Annotated in this window: 18 protein-coding genes; 10 read left to right on the forward strand and 8 right to left on the reverse strand. The window is 34.0% G+C overall.

All coding sequences use genetic code 11. The features are described from left to right. The first annotated feature begins 17 nt into the window (after positions 1-17). From DTUR_RS00410 to hypE, 9 genes are all read left to right on the forward strand, one after another. Complete coding sequence (locus DTUR_RS00410) at positions 18-1928, forward strand: ABC transporter substrate-binding protein (RefSeq protein ID WP_012582506.1); 1911 nt, start codon at positions 18-20, stop codon at positions 1926-1928. Positions 1929-1993: 65 nt separating this feature from the next. After that, the gene (locus DTUR_RS00415; RefSeq protein WP_012582507.1) at positions 1994-2998 is read left to right on the forward strand and encodes an ABC transporter permease; all 1005 of its coding nucleotides are present in this window, start codon (positions 1994-1996) and stop codon (positions 2996-2998) included. Between the two features lie 40 nt (positions 2999-3038). Further along, positions 3039-3896 carry an ABC transporter permease gene (locus DTUR_RS00420; protein ID WP_165442154.1) on the forward strand — a complete coding sequence of 286 codons (858 nt, stop codon included), beginning with the start codon at positions 3039-3041 and terminating at the stop codon, positions 3894-3896. Between the two features lie 18 nt (positions 3897-3914). After that, positions 3915-4889, forward strand: a complete 975-nt coding sequence (locus DTUR_RS00425) for an ABC transporter ATP-binding protein (RefSeq protein ID WP_012582509.1) — start codon at positions 3915-3917, stop codon at positions 4887-4889. A gap of 16 nt (positions 4890-4905) precedes the next feature. Next, positions 4906-5886, forward strand: a complete 981-nt coding sequence (locus DTUR_RS00430; RefSeq protein WP_012582510.1) for an ABC transporter ATP-binding protein — start codon at positions 4906-4908, stop codon at positions 5884-5886. Further along, positions 5868-6101, forward strand: a complete 234-nt coding sequence (locus DTUR_RS00435; protein ID WP_207285069.1) for a nucleoside hydrolase — start codon at positions 5868-5870, stop codon at positions 6099-6101. Before DTUR_RS00430 ends, DTUR_RS00435 begins: the two co-directional genes overlap by 19 nt. A gap of 181 nt (positions 6102-6282) precedes the next feature. Further along, positions 6283-6498, forward strand: a complete 216-nt coding sequence (locus DTUR_RS00440) for a HypC/HybG/HupF family hydrogenase formation chaperone (protein ID WP_012582512.1) — start codon at positions 6283-6285, stop codon at positions 6496-6498. Beyond that, positions 6499-7557 (forward strand): hydrogenase formation protein HypD, encoded by a 1059-nt coding sequence (hypD, locus tag DTUR_RS00445; protein ID WP_012582513.1) that lies wholly within the window; start codon positions 6499-6501, stop codon positions 7555-7557. It abuts the gene before it with no gap. Between the two features lie 3 nt (positions 7558-7560). Further along, a complete protein-coding gene (hypE, locus tag DTUR_RS00450; RefSeq protein WP_012582514.1) occupies positions 7561-8562 on the forward strand; it encodes a hydrogenase expression/formation protein HypE in 1002 nt (333 codons plus the stop codon). A 6-nt stretch (positions 8563-8568) separates the two neighbouring features. Here hypE and DTUR_RS00455 read toward each other — a convergent pair whose 3' ends face one another. Beyond that, a complete protein-coding gene (locus tag DTUR_RS00455) occupies positions 8569-9402 on the reverse strand; it encodes an MFS transporter (protein WP_012582515.1) in 834 nt (277 codons plus the stop codon). A 451-nt stretch (positions 9403-9853) separates the two neighbouring features. On the opposite strand from DTUR_RS00455, the gene DTUR_RS00460 reads away from it, so the two are divergent. Then, positions 9854-10990, forward strand: coding sequence for a DUF362 domain-containing protein (locus tag DTUR_RS00460; RefSeq protein WP_012582516.1), 1137 nt, complete (start codon positions 9854-9856; stop codon positions 10988-10990). A gap of 2 nt (positions 10991-10992) precedes the next feature. Here DTUR_RS00460 and DTUR_RS00465 read toward each other — a convergent pair whose 3' ends face one another. The 7 genes from DTUR_RS00465 to DTUR_RS00495 form a co-directional block, all read right to left on the reverse strand. Beyond that, positions 10993-12063, reverse strand: coding sequence for an ABC transporter permease (locus tag DTUR_RS00465; protein WP_012582517.1), 1071 nt, complete (start codon positions 12061-12063; stop codon positions 10993-10995). Then, a complete protein-coding gene (locus DTUR_RS00470; protein WP_012582518.1) occupies positions 12060-13226 on the reverse strand; it encodes an ABC transporter permease in 1167 nt (388 codons plus the stop codon). Before DTUR_RS00470 ends, DTUR_RS00465 begins: the two co-directional genes overlap by 4 nt. Further along, positions 13223-14155 (reverse strand): ABC transporter ATP-binding protein, encoded by a 933-nt coding sequence (locus DTUR_RS00475; protein ID WP_012582519.1) that lies wholly within the window; start codon positions 14153-14155, stop codon positions 13223-13225. Before DTUR_RS00475 ends, DTUR_RS00470 begins: the two co-directional genes overlap by 4 nt. 51 nt (positions 14156-14206) lie before the next feature. Next, positions 14207-14938: a pseudouridine synthase gene (locus DTUR_RS00480; RefSeq protein ID WP_012582520.1), complete on the reverse strand. Its 732-nt coding sequence runs from the start codon at positions 14936-14938 to the stop codon at positions 14207-14209. A 46-nt stretch (positions 14939-14984) separates the two neighbouring features. After that, positions 14985-16586: a glycoside hydrolase family 44 protein gene (locus tag DTUR_RS00485; protein WP_242603705.1), complete on the reverse strand. Its 1602-nt coding sequence runs from the start codon at positions 16584-16586 to the stop codon at positions 14985-14987. Between the two features lie 478 nt (positions 16587-17064). Next, positions 17065-17463, reverse strand: coding sequence for a hypothetical protein (locus DTUR_RS00490; protein WP_012582522.1), 399 nt, complete (start codon positions 17461-17463; stop codon positions 17065-17067). A 201-nt stretch (positions 17464-17664) separates the two neighbouring features. Beyond that, positions 17665-17919 (reverse strand): hypothetical protein, encoded by a 255-nt coding sequence (locus DTUR_RS00495; RefSeq protein WP_164930933.1) that lies wholly within the window; start codon positions 17917-17919, stop codon positions 17665-17667. Positions 17920-17950 lie beyond the last annotated feature (31 nt).

The raw sequence follows: 17950 nt of genomic DNA on the forward strand, positions 1-17950 counted from the left end.
AAGGGAGGTGTCTTTAAATGAAAAAGCTCCTTTTTATTTTCCTTCTTCTCTTTCTCTTAATTGTTTCCTCTGGAAGCTTTGCCCAAGGTCTTCCTGCTGGTATTCCTAGAGATAAAACCTTAATTCTACCATTCTTATTTGCCCCCCTTCCTGTTCCTGGAAACTGGAACTTATGGGCTGGCTGGAGGGCACAAAACTGTGGATTACATCAATTTGTTACAGAACCTCTTTGGACAATAAACCCCGACGTTGTTAAAGGGGGAATAATCAACGCATTAGCAGCGGCGGACCCTATTTATAACAGTGATTTTACAAAATTAGTAATAAAGCTTAGAAAAGGAATATATTGGAGTGATGGTGTTGAATTTACTGCCGATGATTTAGTCTATACTATTCAAACAGTAAAAGATACTGAGGGGCTTGACTATCATGGAGCAATGCAAGATGTAAAAAGGGTTTATGCTCCAGACAAATATACAGTGGTAGTAGAACTTAACAGACCCAACAGTAGATTCCATACTTTCTTCCTTGAAAGATGGGGCGCCCTAAGACCTATGCCAAAACATATTTTTAGCAAAGTCAAAGATGTACTTACTTACGATTTTAACCCTCCAGTAAGTTTAGGACCCTATGTGTATGTAGCCCATGACCCAGCAGGATATTGGGTGCTTTGGAAAAAGAGAGAGGATTGGAAGAGAACAGTTACTGGACAACTGTTTGGTGAACCAAAACCTGAGTATGTATTATTTATAAACCATGGTACACCAGAGAAACAAAACATGGCTATGCTGAGACACGAACTTGACGCAATACAAGGTACAGCAGAACAAATGCTAACAATGTTAAAAATGAGTAATACCACAAGAAGCTACCGTGATACATGGCCCTATATTGATCCAAGAGACATATCTACCAGAGGGCCAGCCTTTAACCATTTAGTACCCCCATACAATAATAAAGACGTAAGATGGGCACTTGCATTATCCATAGATGTGGTTGAAACAATTATATCTACATATAATGGAATGGCTGCAATGACACCAGGACTTCCTCTCGTAGTTGGTAAAAACTTCTATGATTGGTATTTCAAACCCTTAAAACCATGGCTTGAAAACCTAACATTAGATATTGGCGGTGGACAAAAATTTAAACCTTGGGATTCAAAGGCACCTTGGAGACTATTAGAATGGGCAAAGAAAAACTACAAAGTAGATATTGATCCTAATAATGAAGAAGAGGTAAGGCTCACATTAGGTTATGGATGGTGGAAATATGCACCTGATGTGGCAGAGAAATTACTAATAAAGAATGGATTTAAGAAGATAGGAGGAAAATGGTATTTGCCCGACGGCAAACCTTGGAAAATTACTATATTAAGAGGTCCAGATCCAACAGACATGGCAAATATCTTCATTCTTGGTGTAGCTGAGCAGTGGAAAAAGTTTGGTATAGATGTGGTCTTCAATGTGACAACTGCAGCAGCTACATTGGCCTTAAATGGACAATTTGAAGTACTCAATACAGGGCATGGCGGATTTGCAGGAGAGCCTTGGGGATTGCATCCTGATTTATACTTGTGCTTTAATGCTATGAATAGTAAATATGTCAGACCTGTAGGAGAACCAACCCTCGGTTGGGCTGGAAGATGGAGTGATCCTCGCATGGATAAAATAATTGCTGAATTAGAAAGAACTCGTTGGACTGACTTTCCAAAAATCAAAAAACTTGGCTTAGAAGGTTTGAAAGTAGAAATTGAAGAAATGATATCAATTCCAATAATTAACTGTCCAATAGCTATAGTGTTTGATGAATATTATTGGACCAACTGGCCAAGCCCTAAGAATGATTATGCACGTTGCGACAATTTCACCACATGGCCACAGTTAAAATATATCTTGCATCAAATAAAACCCACTGGTAAAAAGTAAATTATAAAAAATGCGGGCATGGATGTATTCCATGCCCGCCATATAGAAAGAGAGGTAGTTAAGACATGTCTTTTATTAAAAGATATTTAATACCAAGACTGATTCAATATGTAATAGTCACTTTCTTAGGTTTAACCGCTATTTTCTTATTTCCCCGCTTACTTCCAGTGGATCCAATTAAGCAAGAATTAGTTAGGTATCAGACCTTTGGTGTATATGTTTCTCCTGAACAACAAGAACAAATAATGAAAACTCTCAGACAACTTTATGGCCTTGAAGGAACTTTGTGGGAACAATATTTATCCTTCTGGGGAAGATTATTCAAATTTGATTTTGGACCATCCTTATCTCGTTTTCCAACCCCTGTAAATAAAGTAATAGGCATGGCACTGCCATGGACCGTAGGACTTTTGTCATTCACCACTATTATCGCGTGGATATTAGCCGTCATAATAGGAGGAATAGTAGGATATTATAGAAAGAAATGGATGGAAGTATTTGACTTTATTATAATGATTATAAGACCAATTCCATATTATATTACATCTCTCATATTCTTAATACTTTTTGCTTATATCTTCCCCATATTTCCTTTAAGCGGTGGTATAGGCATAGGTACAACTTTAGCTTTTAATCTTTCAACTATTCTAAATATTTTAAAGCATGCTATTTTACCCGCATTAACATTAATTGTTGTCGGCTTCTGCTGGCAGTTTCAGAGTATGAAGTTAATAACTCAAGTCGCCAAAAACGAGGATCATGTAATATATGCCAAAATCGCAGGTATAAGCGATAGTAAAATCGTATCAAATCATGTCATAAGAAATGCCATGCTACCTATGGTAACACAGCTTGGATTACAATTTGGTACAATCTTCAGTGGGACTTTAATAACAGAAATGGTATTCGCATATCCTGGCATTGGATGGATCCTATATGACTCCATAATGAGAGCAGATTATAACTTGATTATGGGCATTATGTGTATTTCGGTAATAGCGGTAACTACTTCTATTTTGTTTCTTGATTTGATATATCCTTTGTTTGATCCGAGAGTACGTTACAGATAAGACTTAATTAAATGGAGGCTTGGTAAAGGTGAGAAAATTAATTGGATTATTCTATGACCTTCTTAAGGATTATCGATTCACCATATCCTTTATTATCTTTCTTTTTTTAATAATCTTAGCAATACTTTCCTTTTTCTCCCCCTATAATCCTCAAAGAACTTATCAAGTACCTTCAGGATTGCCCCCATCTAAGAATCATATCTTAGGAACAAATTGGCTTGGTCAGGATGTTTTCTGGCAACTAACCTTTGCAGTTAAAAATTCCCTTACAATAGCAATTGTTACTGCCTTTTTTTCAAGAATCATAGCTGTAATTGTGGGAATTTTTGCAGGATACAAAGGAGGAAAAACCGACAGAATTCTAATCACTGTAGGGGACACTACAATGGTGCTTCCTTTCCTGATCATCCTAATAATAATATCTATGATTCTAAAAGACTGGACTAATAACTTTTTCAACTTAGGACTTCTTCTTGCTTTTTTTTCATGGGCATGGGATGCAAGAGTTATAAGATCTCAAATATTAAGTTTAAGAGAAAGGGATTTTATAAAAGTAGCAGTACTTTCAGGCATGCCTACTATGAGGATTGTAAGAAAACAGTTATTACCTCATGTTCTTCCCATAATATTTACAACCTTCATTAACAATATGTCTTGGGCTATAGGAATGGAAATTACCTTAGCATATCTTGGTCTTGGAATTGATCCTACTATCCCAACTATTGGAACTATGCTCCAAACAGCTATATATAGACAAGCTTTGTTTATGGGACTTTGGTGGTGGCTTGCTACCCCAATAGTTACCGCCATCTTATTATTCATTGCTCTTTACTGGCTTTCGGTGAGCTTGAGCGAATACTTAGATCCGAGAGCTAGATTTCAAAGGGTAGGAGCTTAATTAGGAGGAATTATTAAGATGGAAAAAATTTTAGAGGTAAAAAACATATCTAAAATATATTCGGTGGGAAGCTTGTTTTCAAGAATAAGAATTACTGCAGTTGATAATGTGTCTTTTTATATTAAACCTGCAGAAATATTTACCTTAGCTGGGGAGAGTGGTTGTGGAAAGACAACTTTATCAAAGATAATACTGGGCTTTGAGGAACCCAATTATGGAGAAATACTTTATGAGGGTAAATCAACAAAAAATATCGATAGAATAGAATTTATGAAAAAGGTACAAGGAGTATTCCAGAATCCATTTGAAAGTTTTAATCCCCTTATTACTATTGAGGACATATTCTTTGAAACTATATACAACTTTAAACTAGCCACAAATAAAAATGAAGCAATAAAAATAATTGAGGAAAAACTTAATGCTGTAGGATTATCCTTTGATGATATTCATAACCGTTATCCCAATGAGCTTTCTGGTGGACAACTCCAAAGGGCATCAATAGCCCGATCTCTTTTAACTAATCCCTCTATTCTTATAGCAGACGAGCCCGTATCCATGGTAGATGCCTCTTTAAGAATGTCCATTATTAATTTATTTTCAAAATTAAAAAATCAAATCGGATTAAGTGTATTATATATAACCCACGATCTTGCCACCGCTTATTATGTTGGTGATCGTATCGCAATTATGTTCCGTGGAAATATTGTTGAAATGGGACCCGTAAATAAAGTGTTATTGTACCCTAAACACCCCTATACTCAACTTCTATTAGAATCAATTCCTAAGGCAGACCCGGAGAAGAAATGGAGAGAAAATGTAACAATTGCAGATATTGAATATACAGAATATTTAAAGGAAGGCTGTAAATTCGCGGGAAGATGTAGTTTTGTCAGAGACATTTGTAAGAAAGAAAAACCAAAAGAAATTATGATAGATGATGTTTTAGTAAGATGTCATCTATATAGCGAAAATAAAACAACTATATCTGCTTAAGGTAGGAGGATTTTGGATGAGTATAATATTAAAAACAGAAAATCTAAAGGCTTTTTATATTTTAAAATATTTGGGAGAAGAAAGGGTTATAAAAGCAGTAAATGGCATAAATTTAGAAATTCCCGAAAATGAAATATATGGAATTGCAGGCGAATCTGGTTGTGGAAAATCTACTTTATTGAAAGTCTTACTCGCCACCTTAGATCCACCACTAAAACATATAGATGGATCCCTTTATTATAATTTTGATAATAATTTCATAGATGTCTTAAGAAGCCCTAAGGAGGAACTTAAAAAATTCAGATGGAAATTTATATCCTACATTCCTCAAGGATCTATGCATGTTCTTAATCCCGTTAAAAAAGTGAAGGATACCTTTCTTGAATTTCTAGAAAGTCATGTTAAAGAAAAAGATAAAAAAGATTATTTAGAATTATCAATAGAGCACTTAAGAGAACTTGGCCTTTCTCCTGAAACATTAGAAGCTTATCCGCATCAGCTTTCTGGAGGAATGAGACAAAGAGTTGTTATTGCACTCTCTACTCTTTTACATCCCCAAATTATACTTGCAGATGAGCCTACAACTGCCTTAGATGTAGTTGCTCAAAGAGCAGTAATTCAACTTTTAAAAAGAATTCAAAATACGCTCCAGAACACCATCATAATAGTAACTCACGACATGGGGATACATGCTCAAATAACCACAAAAATGGCAATAATGTATGCAGGAAAAATTGTAGAAAGTGCTTCTACAAAAGAGATATTTAAAAACCCACTTCATCCTTATACCAAATATCTGATACAATCCTTACCCCATATAGGAGACAAGGAACCAAGAGAAGGAATACAAGGAAGTCCTCCATCTCTTATATCTCTACCTCCAGGTTGTGCTTTCCATCCCAGATGTCCCTATGCTCAGCCAATTTGTAAATCTGAAGAACCAACATTAAAGGAAGTTTCTTCAGAACATAAAGTTGCTTGTTTTATAGCCAGTTAGACATGAACAAAATTCCAGTAATACTTGACACTGACATAGGCACAGATATGGATGACACTTGGGCTTTAGCAATGCTACTAAACTCTCCAGAACTTGATCCAAAATTGATCACTACCGTAAACGGAGATACTTTATATCGTGCCAAACTTGTGGCGAAGTTATTAAAGATTGCAGGAAAAAAGATACCGACGAAAATGGAGCCGAAATTAAAGTAGCCATAAGATTGAAAAACCTTAGTGGTTTCTTAGATCACTTGGTAAAAAGATTACTTTCTTAATAAGATAATTTTAAGGGGGTTTAAGCATGAGGAGAATAAAGAAAGCTAATGCAGACAAATTTTTATGATAAAATAATCTAAATGAAAGCTTAAATTAAAAACTAGCTGGGAGGTAAAATATGTGTCTTGGAGTTCCATTAAGGATTGTAGAAGTAAAAGAGGGAAACATAGCAATAGCTGATATGGGAGGATCTACTTTGGAAATAAGCACTATTTTCACTCCAGAAGTTAAAGTAGGAGATTATGTATTGGTTCATGCAGGATTTTCCATAAGCATTCTTTCTAATGAAGAGGCAGAAGAGATAATATCAGCTTTAGGAGAGCTTGAAAGATAAATGGAAATAAAAGAACTCCTACAAAAGATAAAATCCATTTCTAAAAAAGAAATAAATATAATGGAATTTTGTGGCACCCATACCCATGAGATATTCCGTTATGGTATAAGGCAAATTCTTCCTGAAAATGTTCATCTCCTTTCAGGTCCAGGATGCCCCGTGTGTGTCACTGCAGAAGAAGATATTGACTATATTATTGCTCTTTCTGAAGAATACAATTTGGGTATTATTACCTTTGGAGATTTGGTTAATGTACCAGGAAGCTTGGGAAGTTTAAATCACTTAAGGGCAAAGGGAAAAGAAATAAAGGTAATATACTCTCCCTTAGAAGCATTAAATATTGCCAAAGAAAATCCCAATAAAAAATATCTTCTTGTGGGAATAGGCTTTGAAACTACTGCTCCTCATTTAGCCTATACCCTTATAAAAGCAAAAGAAGAAAATATTAAAAATTTATATTTTCTATCCCTTCATAAACTTACTCCTCCCGCCATGAAAGCCATATTGGATATGGGAGAGATAAAGCTTGATGGAATTATTGGTCCTGGACATGTATCCACCATAATAGGAAGGACAGGATGGAAAGAGGTATTTGAAGCATATAGAATACCCTTTGTAATCATGGGATTTAAACCAGAGGAAATCATACGTGGAATATATCATCTTATAAAGATTATTGAAGAAGGAGAGCCAAAGCTCTTAAATACCTATGAAAAAAGTGTTAAAGAAGAAGGAAATAAATATGCCCTTGAAACCATGTACAAAATATTTAAAAAGGGACCTGCCAATTGGCGTGGTCTTGGAGTCATAGAAAATAGCGGTCTCTTATTGAAAGAAGAATTTGAAGAATTTGATGTGAGAAAAATTTACCCATTAAAAATAGAAAAAAAGCCAGAAAAGAATAATTTTTGCAGATGTGGGGAGGTTTTGAGAGGTGTTTTAAAGCCCACTGATTGTCCTCTCTTTGGAAAGGCATGTACACCAGAAAACCCTAAAGGTCCTTGCATGGTATCCTCAGAAGGAACTTGCTCTGCCTATTACCTTTATGGAGGAGAATAAACCATGGAAGATATGATTCTTCTTTCCCATGGAAGTGGCGGAGAGAGTACAAGAAAACTAATAGAAGAAGAAATATTAAAATATTTCGGAAATGAACTATTAAATGAGCTTTACGATTCTTCAATCTTTGAAACTTCGGGAAGACTTGCCCTCACTACAGACTCCTTTGTTATATCTCCCATATTTTTTAATGGCGGAGATATTGGAAAACTATCCATATACGGAACCATAAATGACTTATCAGTTATGGGAGCAAAACCTCTATATTTAAGTGTAGGATTCATTATTGAAGAAGGACTTACTCTGAGGGAATTCCGTGAGATACTTAAATCCATGAAATTAGCCAGTGAGGAGTGCGGGGTAAAGATCATTACAGGTGACACAAAAGTAGTAGAAAAAGGAAAAGGTGATAAGATTTTTATAAACACTTCAGGTCTTGGGATAATTGAGGAAGGAATGGATTGGAGAGGGAGAGAGATAAAAGAGCAAGATGTGGTAATAATAAATGGAGGAATAGGAGAACATGGGCTTTGTATTATGCTTCAGAGACTTGGTATAAAAACTGATGCAGAGGTAAAATCCGATCTTGCACCATTAAACTCCCTTACTTTGCCCCTTTTAAAAATTTCATCGGGAATTAAATTTATGAGGGATCCCACAAGGGGAGGAGTTGCTGGAGTATTAAATGAGATTGCACAAAAATACAATGTGGAGATTGAGGTAAACGAAGAAAGTCTACCCATAAAATCTTGGGTAAAATCAGCAAGCGAAATCCTTGGTATTGATCCCTTGTATTCAGCTAATGAAGGAAAGGTGGTCATAATTGCTGATAAAAAAGAAGAAGAAAAAATTATGAACTTTTTAAAAGCTCACCCCTTAGGAAAAGATGCAAAAGTAATTGGGGAGGTGAAGGGTAAAGGAAGAAGAGTATATTTAAGAACCAGAATTGGAACAAGAAGAATTCTTGATCCCTTAAAAAGAGACCTTCTACCAAGAATTTGCTAAGAAAGTTTATTTACTCTTTCTAAATATCTTAAGCCCCCATATAGCAGAAATTAATCCAATAACAGCAAGGAAAATATACATCCCTTTGAGCCCTACCATATTAGCCACATTCCCCGAAATAAAAGAAGATAAAGTTTGAGATAAGGCTACAGAAAGATTTAAGATTCCCTGTCCTGTAGCCCTTTCCTTAGGAGAAACTAAATCGTTCACATAAATAGGTGCCACATTTATAGAGATTACAAAAGTAAAAATATGAGTAAAGAATTGAATTAAAATTACCTCAAAGGCTCTTCCTGTAAGAAAATAAAGAAAAGACCTTATAGGCATAGCAAGTCCTGCCAAAAGAAGAAGAGGCTTTCTTCCTACTTTATCTGCCATATGTCCCCAAAAATAGGACATAGGAATTTCAGGTGCAGCACAAACCACAAGTGCCCAACTAATATCACTATTTGTCCCACCTAAATATTTGATCAACAAATTAACATTTCCAGATGTCCCCACAAGAGCAAAACTATAAAAGAACATGAATAATAAAAATTCTCTTACTTCCTTTACCGAAATAAGTCTCTTTACGTCATTAAAAGTTAAAATTTTTGTTTCCACTTTAAATTCGAGCTCTTTAATCGCTAAAAGAATTAGAAAACACAATAAAAATACTAAGGAAATTATAGGAAACATAAAAGTAGATTCCGTTAATTTGGGATAAAAACCCGTAGTTAGCATCATTACTAAAAAACCAATAGGTGCCCAAACTCTTGTGGAAGCAAAGGATTTACTTATGGATGAAAGGGATGCATAATCAAGAATAAGAACATTACTTAGAGTAGTAAGAGTGTCCATAAAAATTCCAAGAATATTATGAAAATTAATTTACCATTTAGAGTCTATTCTAAGTCAATATACAAGTTTTAAAATGGTAGTTTTAAATAATTCCTCCGTAGGTTATAATAAACCCATGGGAAGAATGGTAAGAGAACTTTCTGAAGAAGAAAAAAGACAATACATAGAGAGTTTGAGTAAAAGAGAAAGATAAAAAGCCTTAAAGCTTGCTAAGGAAGTGGTCAAAATCCTACATGAAAAATACAAAGTGGAAAGGATATATTTGGCAAGATATTAATCTTGCAGTATTAGGCATACTCCCTAACCTATATTTTAAAGCCATAGCAGAAATTGAGTAAAGAAATAAACAATAAAAGAGCTTGTGGAAAAGCTCTCTGAGATATGGTAAGAAACAAAGAAGAATCTCTCAGAGTTTCCTAAATTTCTTAAAATCAGTTTAGAGGGAGGACTTATGTCTTCAAAAGTAATTGTATATAATGCAGAATATGAAAAGGAATCCTTAAAAGACAAGATAAAAAGGGCATTAGAATATTTTGATCTTCCTAATTTTAAAGGAAAAAGAGTTTTTATTAAGCCCAATCTTCTCATGGCCTCTTCTCCTGATAAGGCAATTACTACTCACCCTACAGTAATTGAGGCCATTATTGAGATATTAAAAGAGAAAGAAGCAAGAGAAATATTTATAGGAGATACCCCTGGAAATACCTCTACAAATTTGGATCACCTTTATAGGGTAACAGGTATGAAAGAAGTGGCAGAAAGACAAAAAGTAAATCTTGTAAATCTATATACCTATGGAGTGGTTAATATTAAAAGCGAGGTTGCAGGAAATATTCCATTAACTAAATTTATAAAAGAGGTAGATTATATAATTAATGTGCCAAAACTCAAGACCCACACCTTCATGCTTATGACCTGTACCATTAAGAATACTTTTGGACTTGTACCAGGAATGAATAAATCTCGTATGCATGCCATTGCCATAAATCCAGAAAATTTTGCCAAAATTTTGGTGGAGATATTTAGCGAAGTAAATCCCGTGATAAATATTGTAGATGCTATCGTAGGAATGGAAGGAGAAGGACCCTCTGCAGGAACTCCAAGAAAATTTGGAAAGATTATTACGGGAAAAGATCCTGTTGCAGTAGACGTAGTTTCAAGCCTTCTTCTTGGATATAAACCAGAAGAGATTTACACAAATCTCATTGCATATAAAAAAGGTCTTGGAGAGATAAATATCGAAAAAATTGAAGTTATAGGAGAAGAAAAAGCTAAGATCTATAACCACGATGTAGTAAAAGTAAAAAACTTCTATTCCCTTTCCAAAAATGTTCCAGCCTTTATGGGAAGTATCACCTCTTTTCTATATAATAAATTTATTAGACAATATCCCGTTATTGAAGATGAAAAATGTATAAAATGCAGAATATGTGAGAATAGTTGTCCTAATAAAGCTATAACTTACGATCCAAATAAGATGATTATAGATTATAAAAAATGTATATCTTGTTTTTGCTGCCATGAATTATGCCCTCAAAAAGCTATAAGATTAGAGAAAAGTCTCCTTGCCAGAAGACTATTTAGATAAAATTACCTTTCTTCTAAGTTAAAAATATTTCTTCCAGAAATAAATACTAGTATGAGAAATGTAGAAATCATTACAAAAGAGAAAGTTAAAACAAAACTTGATCTACCTTCCTCTATCCCTAAGGAAATTCTCAAAGCTCTTCCCACATAGTATAGAGGTAGAAATTTAGCAAAAACCTTTAAATAACTTGGAAGAAAATCTAAAGGGAAATACACTCCAGAGAAAAACAACATGATATTTACTAAAAGATTTCCTGCATTATTTGCGGTTTGAGGCTCCCTAAATAAAGCAGTTAAAACTATCCCTAAAGCCATCATACCTAAAATTGAAGAAGAAACAGAAAGAAGAAAAAAACCCCAATTTATAGAAAAGTTTATATGAAAAATAAGCTGGACTATTAAAAGAACTAACAGACAGGAAAAAATTCCTACAACAAAATTTCCCAAAACCATTCCTGATATAAAAATTATAGGATTTATGGGAGTTACCGCAAACCTTTTAATAACCTTTCTTTTTCTATAATATCCAAAAAGGGCAATCATGGTAAATATGGCTGATGAAATAGAAAAACTTAAAACTCCAGGAATGATATAACCCAAGCTAGAAACTTGAGCCTTTCCTGGATCAATAAATTCCTCTTCCATTTTTATAAATCCTTTATCCATGCCAACCTCATGCAAGGAATAAGCCTTGGAAAAACTTTCTCCAAAGGTTCTTAAAAAAGGATTTTGCTGAAAAGTTGAGAAATTGATAATAAAATTAAACTTTTCTCCATCAAAAGTTACCCCACCATCAATATTTCCCTTTAAAATATGATTCCTTAAATCAGCTTCATTTTCAAACTCAAAAATTTTAACATTCTCCATCTCTCCAAGAACTTTAACAATTTCAACATCACTTCTTATTACTCCAATCTTAACCCCATAACCATTAGAACCCATCTCCCTTTCACCAAAGACAAACCCAAATATGAGAACAAACACAATAGGAAGAATAAGGGAAAAAAGAAAGGTGAAAGTGTCTCTATAAAAACTTTTAATCCTATACAGGGTTACACTTATAAATGGCTTCATGTTAATTCCACTCTCTTGTATTTTCTTATAGAGATGAACAAAAATAAAGCAGTATATATCAATGGAACTACAATAGTTAAATATATAGGATAAGGTGATGGCGTAATACCAAGAGTATCCCTTATACCTGCAGCAAGATAAGTAATAGGATTAATAACCACAATCCATTTTATAAACCAAGGAACATCACTTACAGGGAAGTATATCCCTCCAAGAAATTGCAAGGGGAAATTGAGAATCTGTCCTATCACTCCTGCAGAATTGGTATTTTTAGAAAAAGCAGATATAAAGAATCCCATTGATGAAAGGGATAACATAGCAAGAAAAACATATAAAAAGAAATAAAAAGATAAGAAGTTCACACTACTTTTATATAAAACTTTTCCTACAAAAGTAACAATTAAGGCTTGAAGGATAAAAAGATAAAGTCGAGAAAGAAAATAAGAGAAAAAGAAATTTAAAGAAGAAATAGGGGTAATACGAAATCTTTTTAATATCTTCCCTTCTCTATACCAGGTAAGCTCCTGTCCAATCCCAAAAAGTCCTGTAAAAAATATGGCAAGAATAACAATACCAGGATATATGAAGTCCACATAAGAAAACCCTGTTTTACTTCCTACAATCTCAGTTTTTACTTCGTATTCTTTTATTTTTGACATCCTCTTAGCAAACTCTAAGTTCAATCTATCCACAATATTTCTCACAACCATACTTGCAGCCTGAGATGAAACATTATGTTTTAAAATATACACTTTAAGAGGGGCAGAATTCTCTCCTAAGCCTAACATCTTCATACTAATATTAGAAATCACAAGACTATCAAAGCCTTCTGGTATCTCTACAATAAGTTTAGTTCTTCCCCTTTTAAGATCCTCTATAAGTTTATCTTTAAGAGAATCATCTTTAAAAACCTTCAAATTAAACACTTTATTCTCTCCTTTGCTTAAATCTTCAAATACTTGAAAAATTATATTGGAAAACTCACCAGATTCTGATTTTATTAAATAAACCTCAAAATTAACCTTTTCTACTTTATACATGGAAGAAAAAATAGTAATAAGAATAACCATGAGAATAACTGGAAATACTACACACCAAAAGACATAAGCTCTTTCTCTTAAGGCAGATTTAAAAAAGTAGATAGAATTCTTGAAGATCATCATTCTTCTCTAAGTTGCTTTCCTGTAAGAGTTAAAAATACATCTTCCAAATTAGGCTGTCTAATAATCTCATTTCTTATGTTGATTCCCCTCTTTTTAGCAGCTCTAAGAAGAATATCTATAGTCTCAAGAACATTATTGGTTTTTAAGATAAGTCGTCTATGCTTTGCATTAAAGGTATAATTTAGTCCCATATTTTCTAATTCCCTTAAAAATTCTCCATCTTCCTCCACATCTACTTCAATCACACTTTCCCCACCAATACTCTTTATCAAATCCTCGGGAGTCCCCTCCCTTATAATCTTTCCGTGATCCATAATACAAACCCAATCGGAGAGAAATTCTGCCTCTTCCATATAATGAGTAGTCAAAACTATAGTCTTTCCTTGTTTTTTAAGTTGTAAAAGCAGATCCCAAATACTTCTCCTCGCCTGTGGATCGAGCCCAGTGGTAGGTTCATCAAGAAAAAGAAGAAGAGGATCATTAATAAGAGCAAGACCTATAGCAAGCCTTTGCCTCTGCCCTCCAGAAAGCTTATCCACATAACTTTTTGCTTTATCTTTTAAGCTTACAAAATCAAGGACATCATCTACCCTTAATCCCTTTTTGTAGAAACTTCTAAACATAGAAAATGTTTCTTTTACTGTGAGGTTGCCTATAAGATTTGTTTCTTGTAAAGATACACCTATAAGTTCTTTCTCTTCTCTTCCTATTTTTTCTACTTGCCTTCCAAATATAGTTATTTTTCCACTATCGGGAGTTCTTAATCCCTCAATAATCTCAAGGGTCGTAGTTTTACCAGCTCCATTGGGTCCTAACAATGTAAAAATAGATCCTTGCTTTATTTTAAAACTAACCCCATCTACCGCTTTAACATTTCCATAGTACTTTTTTAGATTCTCTACTTCTACGATAAACTTAAAATTATTCATAAAATCATTATAAAGTATGTATCAATCATGGTCAACAAAAATCTATAAGTCCTACCCCATCTTCACATAGCTTTTGAGAAGAGAAATTTCCTCCTTTGTAAGTTCCCTATATTCTCCTACCTCTAAGTCTTCGTCAAGAATCAATGGTCCAATCCTTACCCTTTTTAAGTATTTAACCTCATGACCCACTGCATACATTATCTTTTTTACTATGTGATATTTACCCTCGGTTATAGTAATAAGAAGTTCTGATTCTTCAAAGGAAGTTTTTAAGACTTTTACTTTAAAAGGCTTAGTCTTGTATTTTTCTTTTTTTAAGTACATTCCTTCTTTTTCGTACTTTGAAAAGTCTATGTCCGAGATATCTCCTTCCACAATCACAAAATATTCCTTTTCCACATTCCATTTAGGATGAGAAAGCCTATGAGCCAAAACACCATCAGAGGTAATTATAAGAAGCCCCTCGGTATCAACATCCAATCTTCCCACAGGAAAGAGTTTACTCACTATAGGCTCCGAAGCAAAAAGATCCATCACCGTAGGATAATTTTCATCGTAAGTTGCTGTAATATAACCTTTAGGTTTGTTGAGCATAAAGTAATAATTTTCTTTGTATTCAATCTCCTGCCCTTCTATCTCTACAACATCCTTCTCAGGGTTTATATGAAAAGAAGGATCCTCAACAGGGAAATTATTAACATAAACTATCCCTGCCTTAATAAGTTTTTGTACCTCTTTTCTACTACCAAATCCTTGATTCACAAGAAATTTATCAAGTCTCATTTTTAATCAGCCCCTAAGGAGGGGAGAAAAATCCCCCTCCTTATTTTTAAAATACTATATGATAAACTGTTTGGGGTGGTACTTTTAACTCAAAATAGTTATTTTGAATATTGTTTAATTCTCCCATCTTTCTTATCTCAGGAGATTGGTAATCAAATCCATAGATTATACAAGAGGTATAAGTATTATTCCCTTCAATCTTTATTCTGGCAATACCCTCCTTGTCCCAATTCCTGTTAATTAATATTACATGTAATTTTCCTTGATTATCACTATGAATAGAAGCATATACAGGCATATTCTCCACATCAGAAGTCTCTGCTTTAACAGATATATCTCCATATTTAGATCCTTTTCCATCATAATTTAAATAAACATTATAAGCAGAAGAAATATAACTTCCTGTCTCACCCCACCTGGTAGCAAGATAAACTCCATACTTCCCAAATATGCCAAGCACATCTACTTGAGCAATTCCACCCGATATATGATTTCTACCACCATAATCATATTCTGTTATGGCAAGCTTTGTGCCAGGATAATAAGTATCAATAGCCTGCTTTAATTTAGGAATTATAGGTAAAAACTCAGGAAACCATTGATTTATCCAGCTGTTCTCTCCAGCAGTGATCTGACCCTTTGTAGTTGTTTTATAAGTTAGATCCCAAAGAGTTCTTGGAGCTTGCATTCTTGCAATACTCGTATCCTTATCAATACTATTTTCCCCATCAAAGCAAATTCTTACACCTGTAGAAGATTTTGCCTCAGGATACCAATGAAGAGAAAGCACATCAAGAAGCCTCTTACCATAAGAGTCTGATGCTTCTTTCATCCTTTGTAGGTAATAGCTTATAAACCACTCATGACTTCCTTTTACACTATTCCAATCAGGAGCATCTTGAAGAGAATAGTATCCCATAAATCCATAGGATTCATATCCAAAGACTAAAGCACTAGGATCCATCTCTTTTATAACCTTTGCAAGTTCAATAGATTTTGATATAAGTTCATTACAAGTTACTTTATTGGGATGTATTCTTGGATGAGTACTTGACCAAAGATCCGGCTCATTATCAAGAAGATATCCTTTTATTCCTGTAGAAGTATCAGCTTTCCCATATTTGCTAATTAGATAATTCAAAAGTTCATCAATATAAACATAATTATCAGAGGTATCAGGATTTAAAGAAAAACCTACTCCCTTTCTAAATTTTACTTCAGCCCATCTTGAAGATGGAGCAGTTTCATCTTCTGAAACAGCCCCATTAGCATCTTTTGCCACATAGCCTGCCATTTGGAGGGTTACCAAACTAATAGCACCCATACTGAGAGACTGATCATGAAATTTTGTAAGCACAATTGCAGGAACATTATACTGATCTTGAGGTATTCCCATAACCCAAGGTAAATAGTAATCACTGGAATGATCCCAGTCAGATCCTGCATTAGACATATTGGTTTCCCAATTGTATCCTGTAAGTCTATTTCCTCCAATTCTTCTTGCAGTATGTTTTACCCCTTCCACATCTTGGTTTGCCCCATAAATATAGGGACTTATGGGAGTTCTATCCTGATCAGGATTCACAGTAATATTTACTGTAAATTCACCTGTTGGCGTAATAACACCTCCCTGAGATGATTCTTTCACACACCCCGATGTAAAAAAAACTAGGAATAGAATTAAAAGAAAAAGTTTGAAGCCTTTCAAAAAAAGTCCCTCCCTTCTAAAATTCTTCATATATTTTATACCTATTGGCAGGAGTTTTAAAAGAGTTAAAAAGGATTTAAAAATTTTTTCTAGGAAAAGAGAGGAGCCAAAAGAGTTTTGATTTGAAAATAAAGTGCCACAGGCTCAACAGATCCTACTTGGAAACTCCCCTGTACCCTCTCACCTTTCAGCCTCAGGATTTTTCAGATTTCGTAGGAGTACCAGGTTTCTCCAACACCCCTACTACTCTCTAAACCCTAAGTACTCAGTAAGGAGTCTTGCTCCTCCACTTTTCCCCAGCTACCCAAGACTTTACTCAGTGCCAAGGTACATCAGGAGTACCTTTTGGACCCCTTGACGCCTGTGGCAATTATAATTTTAACATAATTTTAAAAATTGTCAAGGGGTATCTTTTATATTAATTTAAAATTATATAAATTTCAGTTGCCACTAACTCTTTTTTATTATTCTCAAGAATGAATCCATTTATAAAAACCTTACTCTTTATTTTAAGAAAACCAAAACCCACACTTTTATGTTTTTTCAATTCCAAACCTTCGTTCGTTTTCACAAAGCTGGCAAAATAAAATTTTGTGCCCGAAGTTATTTTTATACTTACCACATCATTCCTCACAAATCCCTTTATATTTTTGCTATGGCTTTCAACCTTTACCTTAAGAAGCCCAGAAGGACCAATAAACATTATAGATCCTTTAATATTAAAATTTTCTCTTGGTTTTGCCTCAATCAGCTCAGTGTTAATAAGAGAAAATACTAATAACAAAAGAAGAAGAAAAATAAATTTCTTAAATCTCATTCAAAATACCTCCTTTTAAACTTAATTTATCCTAAAAAGCTCATCTGCTCTTTCTTTTATTAGTTTTCTCTTTTCAAGAGTTTTTCAAAAACTTCATCAAAAATTTTAGGAAGGTAACTCTCTAATACTTTAACTCCTTCTTCAGTTATTCCACCCTTTGTAGCAACCTTTTATATTATATCTTCAAAAGTCAAGTTCATATTATAGATTAACTTTGCAGTAATATGTATAAATTAGTATATCTTTTACCTCGTGCATGAGTTCATTAAAAATAGAAGCCAAAAAACCTGGTGCACAACTTTTTATTTCCACCGCAAAAGGAAAATCTTCTTCCCTATTCTCTATGGTTATTGCTCCTGCAAGAGATATAACAGGATAAATTTCTTTTAATTCTAAAAGTTTACTTTTTGACCTTGTAGAAACAATTATTTCCTCAAATTTATCCTTACTTAACAAAATCCCTTAGAAAACTTATGACATTCCCAAA

The organism is Dictyoglomus turgidum DSM 6724 (genome assembly GCF_000021645.1).
In the GTDB taxonomy this organism is placed as follows: domain Bacteria; phylum Dictyoglomota; class Dictyoglomia; order Dictyoglomales; family Dictyoglomaceae; genus Dictyoglomus; species Dictyoglomus turgidum.

What these genes read in the sequence shown, in the direction of transcription:
- DTUR_RS00440 (WP_012582512.1), top strand. Translation starts at nt 6,283, where the DNA reads ATGTGTCTTGGAGTTCCATTAAGGATTGTAGAAGTAAAAGAGGGAAAC.
- DTUR_RS00460 (WP_012582516.1), top strand. Translation starts at nt 9,854, where the DNA reads ATGTCTTCAAAAGTAATTGTATATAATGCAGAATATGAAAAGGAATCC.
- DTUR_RS00465 (WP_012582517.1), bottom strand. Translation starts at nt 12,063, where the DNA reads ATGAAGCCATTTATAAGTGTAACCCTGTATAGGATTAAAAGTTTTTAT.
- DTUR_RS00490 (WP_012582522.1), bottom strand. Translation starts at nt 17,463, where the DNA reads ATGAGATTTAAGAAATTTATTTTTCTTCTTCTTTTGTTATTAGTATTT.
- DTUR_RS00430 (WP_012582510.1), top strand. Translation starts at nt 4,906, where the DNA reads ATGAGTATAATATTAAAAACAGAAAATCTAAAGGCTTTTTATATTTTA.
- DTUR_RS00410 (WP_012582506.1), top strand. Translation starts at nt 18, where the DNA reads ATGAAAAAGCTCCTTTTTATTTTCCTTCTTCTCTTTCTCTTAATTGTT.
- DTUR_RS00455 (WP_012582515.1), bottom strand. Translation starts at nt 9,402, where the DNA reads ATGGACACTCTTACTACTCTAAGTAATGTTCTTATTCTTGATTATGCA.
- hypE (WP_012582514.1), top strand. Translation starts at nt 7,561, where the DNA reads ATGGAAGATATGATTCTTCTTTCCCATGGAAGTGGCGGAGAGAGTACA.
- hypD (WP_012582513.1), top strand. Translation starts at nt 6,499, where the DNA reads ATGGAAATAAAAGAACTCCTACAAAAGATAAAATCCATTTCTAAAAAA.
- DTUR_RS00480 (WP_012582520.1), bottom strand. Translation starts at nt 14,938, where the DNA reads ATGAGACTTGATAAATTTCTTGTGAATCAAGGATTTGGTAGTAGAAAA.
- DTUR_RS00415 (WP_012582507.1), top strand. Translation starts at nt 1,994, where the DNA reads ATGTCTTTTATTAAAAGATATTTAATACCAAGACTGATTCAATATGTA.
- DTUR_RS00470 (WP_012582518.1), bottom strand. Translation starts at nt 13,226, where the DNA reads ATGATGATCTTCAAGAATTCTATCTACTTTTTTAAATCTGCCTTAAGA.
- DTUR_RS00475 (WP_012582519.1), bottom strand. Translation starts at nt 14,155, where the DNA reads ATGAATAATTTTAAGTTTATCGTAGAAGTAGAGAATCTAAAAAAGTAC.
- DTUR_RS00425 (WP_012582509.1), top strand. Translation starts at nt 3,915, where the DNA reads ATGGAAAAAATTTTAGAGGTAAAAAACATATCTAAAATATATTCGGTG.